Raw genomic sequence first — 12683 nt, forward strand, 5'->3', positions numbered from 1 at the left:
GATTTACAGATTCAACCAGTCAAACACCACACCCATGTACGTGTCTTTGTCATTGGCCAGTCCATCGTAGGCGTTTTGCGCCTCGGACGGATGCAGCTTGTGGGTGTAAAAGGGTTTGATCTTTAATTCATCACGGCGCATCAGCTCCATGATAATTCGCGAATTGCGTTCAATGGAATGCTTGACAAATTCATCGTTTTGCGTCGGGAACGTAAATTCCAGCGCACCCTTCATAGTTAAAGAATGAGGCAGCAGGTGTACTTTCTGCAGCACCTGGGTCAAATCCGTTTGATAAGGTTGCCGGGGGCTGCCCAGTAGAATCAGTTCGCCGTTGAACGCCACGGTTCCGGCATACTGTTCAATGACCGGAGACACACCGGTGGCGTCAATAAATGCATTCACACCGGCGGCGTCTGTCAATTTGTTGATCAGTGCGGGAATGTCTTCTTTTTTCGAATTGTAGACCTGTTGGATACCGCAAGCTTTTGCCACATCCAGCCGGTGATCCACCAGATCAACGGCGATCACCCGCGCACCTTGCAGTTGCGCCAGTTGCGCCGCCAGGTTACCGATCACACCCAGTCCCGTGACCAACACCGTATCCCCGAGTTCAATGGAAGAAGCCCGCAGTGACGTCATGGCAATTCCCGCCATATGCGTAAATGCCGCCACATCTTCATCCAGCCCATCCGGCACCGGCACACACAGACCATGCCAGCGGTCGGTGATATCAATTTTGTAATATTCCTGATGCGGTCCCATGGTATAGACCCCATCACCCACATTGAATTGATCCACGGCCTCGCCTTTTTCAATAATCTCGCCGATGGCGGTGTATCCGGGAACGCCCGGAATCTCGAACCAGCTTTCCAGACCGGCCAAACAGGCCAGTTCGGTTCCGGCGCTGATATGTGAGAATCGGTTTTTTAAAATCACCTCAGTGGGAGACTGTATTGATTCTTCAAAGGCCTCTTTGACAAATTCGACCGTATTGATTTTAGTTGCTTTGACAGTTCTGCATTGCATGAACACACCTCTTAATTTGCTTTACGTTTTGCCAGTTCAGCTTCTATTTCCAACACGGTGGCATCATCCAGCTTGTAAAAAAACAACAGCACCATAGCCGCCACAGCGAACACGGCCGGAACCACGCTCAGGGACAACCGGATACCCAGCAGCGACAGATCGGTCTGGGCCACACCGGCAGTATATCCGAACAAGGACAAGATTCCCATCGAAATTACGCCGCCGAGAGAGAATCCGGCTTTTTGACTGAATGTAGACGCGGAATAGACCAGGCCGGTAGCGCGCCGATCGTTTTTAAATTCTGAATAATCAGCAACATCCGCCAGCATGGACCAGAGCAGCGGCATGGTGGGGCCGGAGGCCAGTGAAAAAATAATCTGCAGTGTATAAATCAGCACAATACTGTCCGGTCCGGCCAGAATAAATCCGGAAGAAGACAGCGTGACTATGGCCATGCAGATGATATAAAGCTTTTTTTTGCCGATTTTTTCAGACAGCCATTTGGTCGGCAGTACCCCCAGCAGCACAAACAGGGTGCCGACGACCATAAACGCGGAAGCGGCTTCGGTATTGCCCACATAGTACTTGAAATAATACATAATCACGGAACTTCGGATCGCCACATAAATCAGCGTGACCAGACACAGCAAAAACAGAATGATCCAGGGTTTATTGTGAACCAGATCGTTCAGGTCTTCCTTGAGCTTGCTCTTTTTCGCCGGATCCGGCTGCAGCCCGCTCGCGCACGGACAAAAACGCAATAATAAAACAGGCGATACAAATAGCGCCGAAAATGCCCATGGTGATCATATAACCACGCTGACTGTTGCCGGCGCCGAATTTTTTCACCAGCGGAATGATCAGGGCCTGTACACTGGCCCCTGCGGCATAGGCAAACACAAATTTATAGGACGATACACTCGTGCGTTCTCCCGGTTTCGGTGAAATGACACCAATCAGCGAATTGTAGGGAATCATGATGCCTGTATAGATCACCATCATCAGTCCATAAGTCACATAGGCATAAATGATTTTTCCGGTATCGCTGAACTCCGGTGTGGTGAACATTAACACGGTCCCGAGACCATAAGGCACCGCAAACCACAACAGATAGGGCCGAAACTTGCCCCAGCGGGTGTTGGTGCGGTCGGCGATGGTGCCCATCAGCGGGTCATTCACCGCATCAAACAAACGGATCACCAGAAACATCGTGGCCACCGCAGCCGCCGATAAACCAAACGTATCCGTATAAAAAATGGGCAGAAAGAACATCAGCGTCTGCCAGATCACACTACCGGCATATTCACCGATACTGAATCCAATTTTTTCTTTTGAATGTCAAGGGTTTCACGTCTGCTCCTTGTATTTTTTGTTATTCATCCATTTATCATCCGGGCGAGCCAGGATCATTTAGACGTTGCTGCTGCTTTTTTCTCTGTCAACTCAAAAGCCAAGGATCATTTCTGGAACAAATCAGTACCACAATCATCGCGTAAACACGCATTTCTCTCACTCCCGTATACCGTGCTTCCGGAACATTGCTGCCGCACCGGCAACTTAACCTACTGGTACGTACTGTTATGTATTTTATGAAAAACCGAACACAAAAGCAAGGCTTTTCATAGTGTACTCGTAACTTTCTGACCGAAATTTAGCCGCATATCTTGTAATGAGAAACCTTGAGATGATCAACCCATCCTCATCGTTTTTTTTCTTTTTGCTTACTACTTTCTATCGACTGTAACGCTGAACCCTTGCGCCTAAATGAAAATTATTGTAAATTACAATCAAAACAGCAGACCATACCGGAGCATCAGAGACTTGCGAAAAAAAGTCACATTAAAAGAAATCGCCGATATCCTAAATGTGTCCATTGCCACGGTTTCCAAAGCGCTGCGGGACAGTCCGGACATCTCTGAAAGCATGTGTAAAACGGTAAAGTCACTCGCCGATAAATTGGGATACCGGCCCAATCTGCTGGCCAAGAGCCTGATCAACCAGGACAGTCATCTCATCGGCGTCATCATACCGGACCTGCGCATTTCGTTTTATTCTGAAGCCGTACGCGGCATTTACGAGCAGGCGCGCAAACAATCGTATCAGACGATTCTCATGGTGCACGATGAAAATCCGGACATTGAACGTCAGAATATCGAGTTTTTATCAGACATCAATGTCGACGGCATCCTGCTGAACAATGCACCCGGGGATCAGAACCACGAATTGTTCACCCGCCTGCGCGAAGAAGGCATCCGCATGGTCTGCTGGGACCGGCGTCTGGATGAACTGAAATTTCCGTCCGTCAGCATTGACGACCGTCAGGCCGCCGTGATCTGACCTCGGAACTCATCAGCAGGGGATGCCGGGATATTCTTTTCATGGGCCCCAACCTCGGTTTTTCCGTTGCTGAACAGCGGTTTGAGGGATTCTGTCAGGCTATGCAGGACCACAACATTGATGCGCCGCAGAACCGGCATCTGTTTTGCGGTTTGAACGCCGAGGACAGTTACCGCTGCATGAACCATTATCTGAACGAACGCAAACCCGATGCCGTGCTGTGTCTGGGCGGTATGGTGGCATATGGCGCCGGACATGCAATCCTGACACGTGGCTATGATATACCGGAGGATATCATGATCGCTGAATTCGGTGATAATAATATCGTGGCGCAATTGGGTGCTGTCGTTCATGTCCATTGACCAGAACGCCTATGAGATCGGGCAAACCGCGGTCAATCTTGTTAATAGACCGTTGCAAGCAGACCGACTGGGACCAGCCGCCTGAGCACATCATCGAACCGGTCAAAATCATTCATCACACCAAAGGCAAACCGTTTTTCAAAATCCTTTGAAAGGAGTTGTTATGAGTCATCAGAATTTAAACCGCAGGCATTTTTTCAAAACAGGTTTGGGCACCGCTGCGATCGCTGCCCTACCCTCCATGCTGTCGGCAAAACCGTATACTTTTCATTCGCCAAAACCAAGTATCAGCAAAAACACCCCCAGTATTCTCTGGGTGTATTTGGAGGACACCAATGCCTGGATGAGCTGTTACGGCGACACGGTCATAAAAACTCCGAACATTGATGCTCTGGCCGCACGCGGTGTACGATTTGACCGCGCCTATATGCCGGCGCCGGTTTGCACGCCCACGCGCTCGGCGCTGATCACCGGCATGTATCAAACTTCCATCAGCGCGCATGAACATTACAGTTCCTTCCGCATCTGGCGGGACAATGAAATGGAAACCTGGCATCCGAATCACCTGGGCGTGCGCACACTGCCGGAAATTTTCAAAGCAGCCGGTTATTACACCTTTAACGAAGGCAAGAACCATTACAACTTTGTGTTTTCCAACGAGGACCTGTACGATCACAAAGGCGAAAACGGCTTTAAAGGCGCAGCAAACGGCAGCGAATGGACCGGACGCGCTCCGGACCAGCCTTTTTTCGGTCAGATTCAGCTACGCGGCGGCAAACGCGGTGACGCGCCGAAAAAAACCGATCCGGATGATGTACCGGTGCCGCCGTATTATCCGGATCATCCGCTATACCGCAAAGAAATCGCGCACCATTATGATACAATTTTAAAAATGGACGAAATCCTGGGTCATATCATCAAACGCCTCAAAAAAGACGGATTGTATGACAATACGGTGGTGTTCTTTTTCTCGGATCACGGCATGAAACTGCCGCGTCACAAACAATTCTGTTACGAAGGCGGCCTGCGGGTACCGCTGATTGTCGCAGGCCCCGGCATTCCCCAGGGTCAGGTGCGCACGGATCTCGTGAGTGGACTGGATATCAGCGGCGCCACCCTGACCCTGGCCGGCATTCCCATCCCGAATCACATGCACGCCCGCGACATGTTTGCCGATTCGTTTCATCGCGACTATGTCATCTCGGCGCGCGACCGCTGTGATTATACCATAGACCGCATTCGCGCGGTGACCACAAAACGCTATAAATATATCCGCAATTTTATGACCGATCGTCCCTATCTGCCAGCCCAATTATCGCGACGAATGGGACACGTTTCAAGTGCTCGAACAACTGTACAAAGACGGCAAACTCAACCAGGTACAGGCACGCTTTGTCAGCGACGAGCGTCCGGCCGAGGAACTGTACGACCTGGAAACCGATCCGCATGAAACCGTGAATCTGGTGCATTCGTGGAAACGCGAACATGCGGTTGCTTTGGCGGAACTGCGCAATATTCTGTACCGATGGATCATCGAAACCGACGATAAAGGTCAGTACCCGGAAACGGACACAGCGCTCGAGGCGGTGATCGACCGCTGGGGCGACAAGGCGGTAAATAAAGAGTATCAAAGGGTGCGGAACTCTTCCGCTGCGTCCGACTAAGACCAGACACTATCTCCGCCGGCTGACGGAAGATGGGATGGTAAGAGCGGGGAGTGAAAAATAAAGCTACAATCCACCCCCTGATCCCGGTAACCCGGGATCTGTCCCCCTTGAAAAAGGGGGACAAAATCTCGGAGGATTGCGTTGAGGCCTGGGTTTGAAAATCTGTACATTCAAAGTAACTGCTTAACACAAGCATGCACCAACACTCGTTTCTTTCCCCTCCTTTGCCAAGATGGGGCGGCTGACGGCCTTGGCCAGAAGCCGGGGGGGGAGTTCCGCAATGAACTAATATGATGCATACCCAAAAATGTTTTCAGGATAGGGGTGATAAAAAACTGCGAGCTCTTTTAAATTTATAACCAAGGAGAGCCCATGACAAAAATTTACAACAAAACAAATATGAAAGAACGCAGACGAGAATTGCGTAACCATATGACCCCAGAAGAGATTATCCTATGGTCAAAATTAAAAAACAAACAATTGGACGGATTTAAATTCAAAAGACAAGCAAGTATTCACAACTATATAGTCGATTTTTATTGTCCTAAACAGAAACTTGCCATCGAATTAGACGGTCAGTGGCATTTTGAAAAAGAAACGCAGGCGTATGACCAAACCAGACAGAATGAAATCGAACAAGAGGGAATTCAAATTCTGAGATTCACCAATAAGCAGCTCAGAGAAAATTTAACCGGCGTGTTGGAGATTATACGGAAAGCATTGCTTTACTCTACCCCCTGATCCCGGTAAACCGGGATCTGTCCCCCTTGAAAAAGGGGGACAAAATTATAAGTTTGCGGACGGATATCTGAAAATTTACATAGTAATCGGTTATTGCGGATAGGCACAAAATTGCACATCTATCTTTCCCCTCCTTTGCCAAGGAGGGGCGGCTGACGGCCTTGGCCAGAAGCCGGGGGGAGTTCCGCAATGAACTAATATGATGCATACCCAAAAATGTTTTCAGGATAGGGGTGATAAAAAACTGCAAGTCTTTTTAAATTTATAACCAAGGAGAGCCCATGACAAAAATTTACAACAAAACAAATATGAAAGAACGCAGACGGAGAATTGGCGTAACCATATGACCCAGAAGAGATGATCCTATGGTCAAAATTAAAAAACAAACAATTGGACGGATTTAAATTCAAAAGACAAGCAAGTATTCACAACTATATAGTCGATTTTATTGTCCTAAACAGAAACTTGCCATCGATTAGACGGTCAGTGGCATTTTGAAAAAGAAACGCAGGCGTATGACCAAACCAGACAGAATGAAATCGAACAAGAGGGAATTCAAATCCTGAGATTCACCAATAAGCAGCTCAGAGAAAATTTAACCGGCGTGTTGGAGGTTATTCGGAAAGCATTGCTTTACTCTACCCCCTGATCCCGGTAAACCGGATATCTCGTCCCCTTGAAAAAGGGGGACAAAATTATAAGTTTGCGGACGGATATCTGAAAATTTACATAGTAATCGGTTATTGCGGATAGGCACAAAATTGCACATCTATCTTTCCCCTCCTTTGCCAAGGAGGGGATATTGCCGCCAAAGGCGGCAATCGGGGTGGTAGCAACCCTCAAGCTTTAACCAAGCGATATTCAGGGGAGGTTCCATGACAAAAATTTAAGCATTATTCCAAAGACACTGCTTGCAATCCATATTCAAATTCCCTATATTTTGGTTAACCAATCACCAATCATCTATGGTTTACCAGTTATGCATGAAACCATACATTATTTTAAAGAAATCAGTGTTACCAACCCCTTCGAACTCATCATCAGTCAAATCAAAACACTGATTTCATCCGGAATATTAAAACCCGGAGACCGGCTCCCGGCGGAACGGGCGCTGATGCAGCGCTTCGGAGTGGGACGGGGACACATCCGCAAAGCCATCCAGAAACTTGAATTTTACGGCATACTTGAAACCCGACCTCAGAGCGGTACGTTTGTCGCCAGTATCGGAGTCAAAGCGCTTGAAGGTCTCATCACAAACATTCTCAAACTGGACAGCAAAGATGTAAATTCGCTGATCGAAACAAGAACCCTATTGGAAATAGAGGCGGTCGGACTGGCAGCCACACGGGTAACGGATTCGGAGCTTGAGGAGCTTGAAGAGGCGCATTTGGCCTTTAAGAACAACGTTCGTTCAGGGAAAAACGGCATTGATGAAGACCTCTTATTTCATCTCAAAATAACAGAATGTGCACACAATGCCGTCCTCCAGTCTTTGTTGGCGGTGTTAATCCCGGATATCATTACGCTTTCCAATGATTGCGGAGCCTGCCGGGACGGGCGTTCCTCTGTTGCCATCCGTGAACGTTATGAAATTCTGAATGCCCTGCAGGAACATGATGCTGCCAGAGCATCCGGAAGCCATGAAACGTCATCTTGAACAGACGCTCAAAGTGCTGAAAAATACCAGGTAAACTGCCACCATAAATCAAGGAGGTTGTCAATGAAAGATATCGTATAAAACGACGCACGTTTATCAAACAATCAGCCATGGCCACTGCCGCCCTGACCGCAGCCGGTTACAGTCGTGTACTTGGCGCCAATGAACGCATTCGAGTGGGTTTCATCGGAGTGGGCAACCGCGGCAGTCAGCTGATGCACAATTTCATGGATAATGAAGATGCCAGGTCGCCGCGCTTTGTGATGTCGTACAGGCCCTATACTAAACGCGACCGCTCAAAGGTGAACAAGCGCTGGTTGAGCATCGGCAAAGTACCGCGCATGGGCGAAACCTTTCCCAACAAACCAGAACAGTATACTGATTTTCGTAAAATGCTGGAAGATAAATCCATTTGACGCCGTCTGCATCGCCACTCCGGATCATTGGCACGCCGTGCAGACGATCCTCTCCATTGACGCCGGCAAAGATGTATACGTTGAAAAACCGCTGACCATCACCATTAAAGAAGGCCGCGCCATGGTGGATGCGGAGAAAAGCAGCGACCGCATCGCGCAGGTAGGACTCAACCGCCGCGGTTCGTCCATTTATCAGAGTCTGGCACCCAAAGTGCAGAAAGGACTGATCGGCAAAGTCCTGACCGCACGCGCCTATCGTATCAGCAATATGTATCCGGACGGCATCGGCAACCTGAATCCTGAAGAACCGCCTGCCGATTTTGACTGGGATATGTGGCTGGGCCCCCGGGATTTTCGCCCCTATCAATACAATCTCGCTCCCTACTTTTTCCGCTGGTGGTATTTTTATTCCTCGCAGATGGGCAACTGGGGTGTGCACTATATGGATGTCATCCGCTGGATGATGGGGGAACAGGCCCCCTCCGCAGTCACAGCACATGGCGGTAAATATGTGCTCACCGATGACCGCACGATTCCGGACACCATGGAAGTGTCCTTTGAGTTCAATTCCGGCGCCGTGGTCCAATTTCATATTTATGAAGGCACCAGCGGCAGCGGTGTTTCAGGCGGCGAAGTGGAATTTAACGGCACCAAAGGCACCCTGATCACCAGCCAGAACGGCTACAAGATCAATCCGGCCTGGCCGGGACAGTTTCAGGACTGGGAACGCCTGGTCGAGCCTCAGGAAGAAACCCTCAAGAGTAGGCCGGCCATCAGGAGATCTGAACATCAAGGAAAATTCAACCGGAAATTTAATGAAATTTTCTCGACTGTGTTGAAATATGCCGAAAACGACCGCTGTGTTCGCTGGAAGACGGCCATCGGTCCACCACCTTTGCACACCTGGCCAATATATCCCTAAAAATGGGTATGCGCATCGAATGGGATGCGGAAAATGAGCAGATCAGCAACAGCCATTATGCCAACAAGCTTTTGCATTACGATTACCGCGAACCCTGGACTCTTTAAGGAGGTTGAGTATGTTTACCAGACGAACATTTTTAAAATCCGCACTGGCTGCATCTGCCCTTCCGGCAGCAGCCTGTGGATAAAACGGCTGAGCGGCGGCGATCCAGGCTACGCGCCATGCTGTATGTTCCAAACATCTGCAATGGCTGGATTACGAGGCCATGGCCCGAACCATTGCTGAAATCGGATTTGACGGTGTTGATCTGACCGTACGTCCCGGCGGACACGTGCTTCCGGAAAACGTCACACAGGATCTGCCGCGCGCGGTTAAAGCGATTGAAAAAACCGGATTAAAAGTCCCGATGATGACCACCCGCGGTGGCACTCTTGTAGACAAACCGCATACGAACCATTCGAGAAAACCGCAGATGACTGGGCATTACCCACTACCGCATGGAACTATATCTGAGATATGATCACAGTCTGTCCATCACGCAAAACCTGGATCGTCACCGAAAGGAAATGGAAAAACTGGCTGAATTGAACAAAAGCTTGCAAATCCGCGGCGCCTACCAGAACCACGCCGGCAACGCGATGGGCAAACCGTTCTGGGATCTCTGGTTCCTGCTCCGGGATCTGGATCCCGACTGGATCGGCTGTCGGTCGACGTCGACATGCCGCGATCGAGGGCGGATATTCATGGCCACTGGGTATGCGGTTGTTTATTCAGCGAATTATATCGAGGATACGGTCATCAAAGACTGTATCTGGAAGAAAAAACAAGGCGAATGGCGTCACCACAGTGTTCCGCTGCAATGGTATGGTCGAGTGGACAGTCAACCTGATTAAAGAAAAATTCTGCGATTAAACTTCATGCATTTCGAATATCCGTTGTATGATAAAAACGTGGATTTGACCCCCGAACAGCGCAAAGCTCAGACGGTGCAGAATATGCACAAGGATTTGATGTGGCTGCGGAAAGAATTAAAAAAAACAAATCTTTAATTTTTGGGAGGAAAAATGATTAATCGTCGTGATTTTTTTAACAAAAGCATGGCCGGACTGTCTGTGCTGGGACTCTCCTCCCTGGCTTGTCAGAACGGCTCTTCAGACAAACAGGCAATGACAAAAGGCGGTCGGATACGAATCACCGATGTGGATGCCGATTTTGAACGCGAGCCCCTGATCCGGCCGTTCGGATTCAAGGGCGGCTATATGACCGAGATCTGGCAGACCATTGCCAGGATGAGCAGCGGTTCCGGCCATCACAGCATTGGTCTTTGCACACAGAATGTACTGTGGTCCGATTCCGCGGTGTTTGCATCTCATTCCGAGAGCGGCGGTAACGCGCTCATGTACGCTCTGAGCGAACGCGCTCTGCAAATGGCCAAAGGACAGTCTTTTGATTCTCCGGTTGATCTGCTGGATGCCGTACTGGAAGAGGTGTATAAACACGGGAAAGAAATTACCGATAATCCGGATTTGCGCAAAACCTTTGCATTGAACGCTCTGGTGGGATTCGATAATGCCGCCTGGCTTTTATACGCCAAAGAGCACGGGATCACCGATTTTGACGCCCTGATCCCGGAAACCTATAAACCGGCACTATCGCATCATCATGAAAAAGTCGCCAGCATTCCGCTCATGGCCTATTCCATTCCGATCAGCGAGATCAGGGATGCGGCGGACCGAGGGCTACTTTTTTCATGAAAATCAGAGCTGGGGCAGCCCGGCTACGCAGGCGGAAGATGCTGGAGAAGGACATGAGCGAGGCCTGTTCAACCGCCATCCACGAGGCCATCGGGCGGCATCAGACCGGCCGTACGCCCGGAACGGGAGGCTTCCCTATTACTTTCGACGCCAACGGCCGCTACGAGAAGAAGGAAACCCTGCTGAAGCTGCTGGGCCACGCGGCGCAAGATCGGCGCCTTTGATCAGATCGCCGTGATCGAAGAGCCGTTTCCGGAACACACGAACATCACTGTGGATGACCTGGGCGTACGCATTGCAGCCGACGAAAGCGCGCACACAGATAAAGACGCTTTAAAACGCATCGAAATGGGTTATTCGGCCATTGCCCTCAAAGCCATTGCCAAAACCCTGAGCATGACCATGAAAATCGCACAGGTGGCGCATGAACACAATGTACCGTGCTTCTGCGCGGATCCTTGACCAGTCAATCCCATTCTGGTGGAGTGGAACAAAGCCGTGGCCGCGCGTCTGGCGCCGTTTCCGGAACTGGGCCTGGGACTATTGGAGACCAACGGGCATCAGAATTACAAAAACTGGTACCAAATGGTCGGTTATCATCCGTATCCAGACGCGTCATGGCGCAAAACGGTGAACGGTGTGTTTCACCTGAACAAGGATTATTATGACAAAGACGGCGGCATTTTTGAACCGTCTGTTCATTATGAAAACATGTTTCAGCACCAAAAAGCATAATCTTCGATTTGATAGTCTGGAAAATAGTTTGTCTGTTTGCAGACGTATATTGATATTGACAGTAAAAGGCGATTATTTTCATGAAATGGAGCCCGTTAGTCAAACGCCTGCAGCAGCCGTGTTACGTTAGCGGCGCCCGGATTTTAAAAAACGTTTCCAGCTACCCAAATGATGGCGATAGCTCTGGGATTCATCGGTGTCGGTGGCATGGGCACCAACAATTTAAAGGGTTTCCTTGGCAACCCAGAGGTCCGGGTTCTGGCGATTTGAATATCAACGATATCGTGCTGATCGAGCGCAAAACCTGGTGCAGCAGAAATATGAGAATCAGGATTGTGCCCTGTATTCGGATTTCCGTGAGGTGACCTCGCGCCCGGATATTGATGCCGTGGTTATATCAACTCCGGATCACTGGCACACCCTGCCTGCCCTGGAGGCTGCCCGCAACGGCAAGGATATCTATCTGGAAAAACCCTTAACGCTGACCGTCAATGAGGGCAGGGTCATTAGCGATACCGTTCGAAAATACAGCCGTGTCCTGCAGACCGGCAGTATGCAGCGCAGTATGCTGCTGTTCCGGCGCGCCTGCGAACTGGTGCGCAACGGCTATATTGGTGCTATACAAAAAGTCGAGGTCTCGCTGCCCGGCAATAACCGCGCCTGCCCCCCACCTGGCAGCCGCAGCCGGCGCCGGAAGCGCTGGATTACGAGTTCTGGCTTGGGGCCTGCACCGCATGAACCCTACACGGACCAACGCTGTCATTACACGTTCCGGTTTATCCGCGATTATTCGGGCGGACAAACCACCAACTGGGGCGCGCATTACCTGGATATTGCCCAATGGGGCTTGGGCATGGACGATTCGGGACCGGTGAAAATCATCGGACGCGGCGTATTTCCCAAAACCGGATTGTTCAACACCGCCACGTCTATCGATTTTGACATGATCTATGACAACGGCATTAAATTGACCTGCCGTACCGGCGGACGGGGTACCAAATTTATCGGCACCGAAGGATCCGTGTTTGTCAATCGCAGCGGCTGGTGACGGGAAACGGATTCG

The 12683-nt window shown here is 49.9% G+C and carries 20 protein-coding genes; 17 read left to right on the plus strand and 3 right to left on the minus strand.

From position 1 onward, the window contains the following. Positions 1-3: 3 nt before the first annotated feature. The 3 genes from U5R06_12660 to U5R06_12670 are packed head-to-tail and all read right to left on the minus strand — an operon-like array spanning position 4 to position 2316. Positions 4-1026: a zinc-binding alcohol dehydrogenase gene (locus tag U5R06_12660; GenBank protein MDZ7723619.1), complete on the minus strand. Its 1023-nt coding sequence runs from the start codon at positions 1024-1026 to the stop codon at positions 4-6. An 11-nt stretch (positions 1027-1037) separates the two neighbouring features. After that, entirely contained in the window at positions 1038-1787 is a 750-nt protein-coding gene (locus U5R06_12665; GenBank protein MDZ7723620.1) for an MFS transporter, read from the minus strand. Further along, complete coding sequence (locus U5R06_12670) at positions 1696-2316, minus strand: MFS transporter (GenBank protein MDZ7723621.1); 621 nt, start codon at positions 2314-2316, stop codon at positions 1696-1698. The genes U5R06_12665 and U5R06_12670 overlap by 92 nt, the downstream gene beginning before the upstream one ends. Positions 2317-2847: 531 nt before the next feature. On the opposite strand from U5R06_12670, the gene U5R06_12675 reads away from it, so the two are divergent. The 17 genes from U5R06_12675 (at position 2848) to U5R06_12755 (ending at position 12668) form a co-directional block, all read left to right on the plus strand. Next, positions 2848-3363, plus strand: a complete 516-nt coding sequence (locus U5R06_12675) for a LacI family DNA-binding transcriptional regulator (GenBank protein MDZ7723622.1) — start codon at positions 2848-2850, stop codon at positions 3361-3363. 11 nt (positions 3364-3374) lie between these two features. Continuing rightward, on the plus strand, positions 3375-3725 hold the full coding sequence (locus U5R06_12680) for a substrate-binding domain-containing protein (GenBank protein MDZ7723623.1): 351 nt from the start codon (positions 3375-3377) through the stop codon (positions 3723-3725). Positions 3726-3888: 163 nt separating this feature from the next. Beyond that, positions 3889-5175 (plus strand): sulfatase-like hydrolase/transferase, encoded by a 1287-nt coding sequence (locus U5R06_12685; protein MDZ7723624.1) that lies wholly within the window; start codon positions 3889-3891, stop codon positions 5173-5175. Then, entirely contained in the window at positions 5066-5389 is a 324-nt protein-coding gene (locus U5R06_12690) for a hypothetical protein (GenBank protein ID MDZ7723625.1), read from the plus strand. Before U5R06_12685 ends, U5R06_12690 begins: the two co-directional genes overlap by 110 nt. Before the next feature lie 375 nt (positions 5390-5764). Next, entirely contained in the window at positions 5765-6133 is a 369-nt protein-coding gene (locus tag U5R06_12695) for an endonuclease domain-containing protein (GenBank protein ID MDZ7723626.1), read from the plus strand. A 357-nt stretch (positions 6134-6490) separates the two neighbouring features. Beyond that, positions 6491-6631, plus strand: a complete 141-nt coding sequence (locus U5R06_12700) for a DUF559 domain-containing protein (protein MDZ7723627.1) — start codon at positions 6491-6493, stop codon at positions 6629-6631. A gap of 481 nt (positions 6632-7112) precedes the next feature. Continuing rightward, entirely contained in the window at positions 7113-7790 is a 678-nt protein-coding gene (locus U5R06_12705) for a GntR family transcriptional regulator (protein MDZ7723628.1), read from the plus strand. 77 nt (positions 7791-7867) lie between these two features. Beyond that, positions 7868-8206, plus strand: coding sequence for a twin-arginine translocation signal domain-containing protein (locus U5R06_12710; protein ID MDZ7723629.1), 339 nt, complete (start codon positions 7868-7870; stop codon positions 8204-8206). Between the two features lie 37 nt (positions 8207-8243). Next, complete coding sequence (locus U5R06_12715) at positions 8244-9128, plus strand: Gfo/Idh/MocA family oxidoreductase (protein ID MDZ7723630.1); 885 nt, start codon at positions 8244-8246, stop codon at positions 9126-9128. After that, positions 9074-9235 carry a hypothetical protein gene (locus tag U5R06_12720; GenBank protein MDZ7723631.1) on the plus strand — a complete coding sequence of 54 codons (162 nt, stop codon included), beginning with the start codon at positions 9074-9076 and terminating at the stop codon, positions 9233-9235. Before U5R06_12715 ends, U5R06_12720 begins: the two co-directional genes overlap by 55 nt. Positions 9236-9396: 161 nt before the next feature. Next, on the plus strand, positions 9397-9651 hold the full coding sequence (locus U5R06_12725; protein ID MDZ7723632.1) for a hypothetical protein: 255 nt from the start codon (positions 9397-9399) through the stop codon (positions 9649-9651). Continuing rightward, on the plus strand, positions 9629-10024 hold the full coding sequence (locus tag U5R06_12730; GenBank protein ID MDZ7723633.1) for a hypothetical protein: 396 nt from the start codon (positions 9629-9631) through the stop codon (positions 10022-10024). Before U5R06_12725 ends, U5R06_12730 begins: the two co-directional genes overlap by 23 nt. 171 nt (positions 10025-10195) lie before the next feature. Continuing rightward, on the plus strand, positions 10196-10885 hold the full coding sequence (locus U5R06_12735) for a hypothetical protein (GenBank protein ID MDZ7723634.1): 690 nt from the start codon (positions 10196-10198) through the stop codon (positions 10883-10885). A gap of 38 nt (positions 10886-10923) precedes the next feature. After that, the gene (locus U5R06_12740) at positions 10924-11109 is read left to right on the plus strand and encodes a hypothetical protein (protein MDZ7723635.1); all 186 of its coding nucleotides are present in this window, start codon (positions 10924-10926) and stop codon (positions 11107-11109) included. A 10-nt stretch (positions 11110-11119) separates the two neighbouring features. Next, positions 11120-11347, plus strand: a complete 228-nt coding sequence (locus U5R06_12745; GenBank protein ID MDZ7723636.1) for a hypothetical protein — start codon at positions 11120-11122, stop codon at positions 11345-11347. A gap of 36 nt (positions 11348-11383) precedes the next feature. Then, the gene (locus tag U5R06_12750; protein MDZ7723637.1) at positions 11384-11620 is read left to right on the plus strand and encodes a hypothetical protein; all 237 of its coding nucleotides are present in this window, start codon (positions 11384-11386) and stop codon (positions 11618-11620) included. 235 nt (positions 11621-11855) lie between these two features. Then, positions 11856-12668, plus strand: coding sequence for a Gfo/Idh/MocA family oxidoreductase (locus tag U5R06_12755; protein ID MDZ7723638.1), 813 nt, complete (start codon positions 11856-11858; stop codon positions 12666-12668). Positions 12669-12683 lie beyond the last annotated feature (15 nt).

This window comes from candidate division KSB1 bacterium, from assembly GCA_034521575.1.
Taxonomy (GTDB): Bacteria; Zhuqueibacterota; Zhuqueibacteria; order Residuimicrobiales; family Krinioviventaceae; genus JAXHMJ01.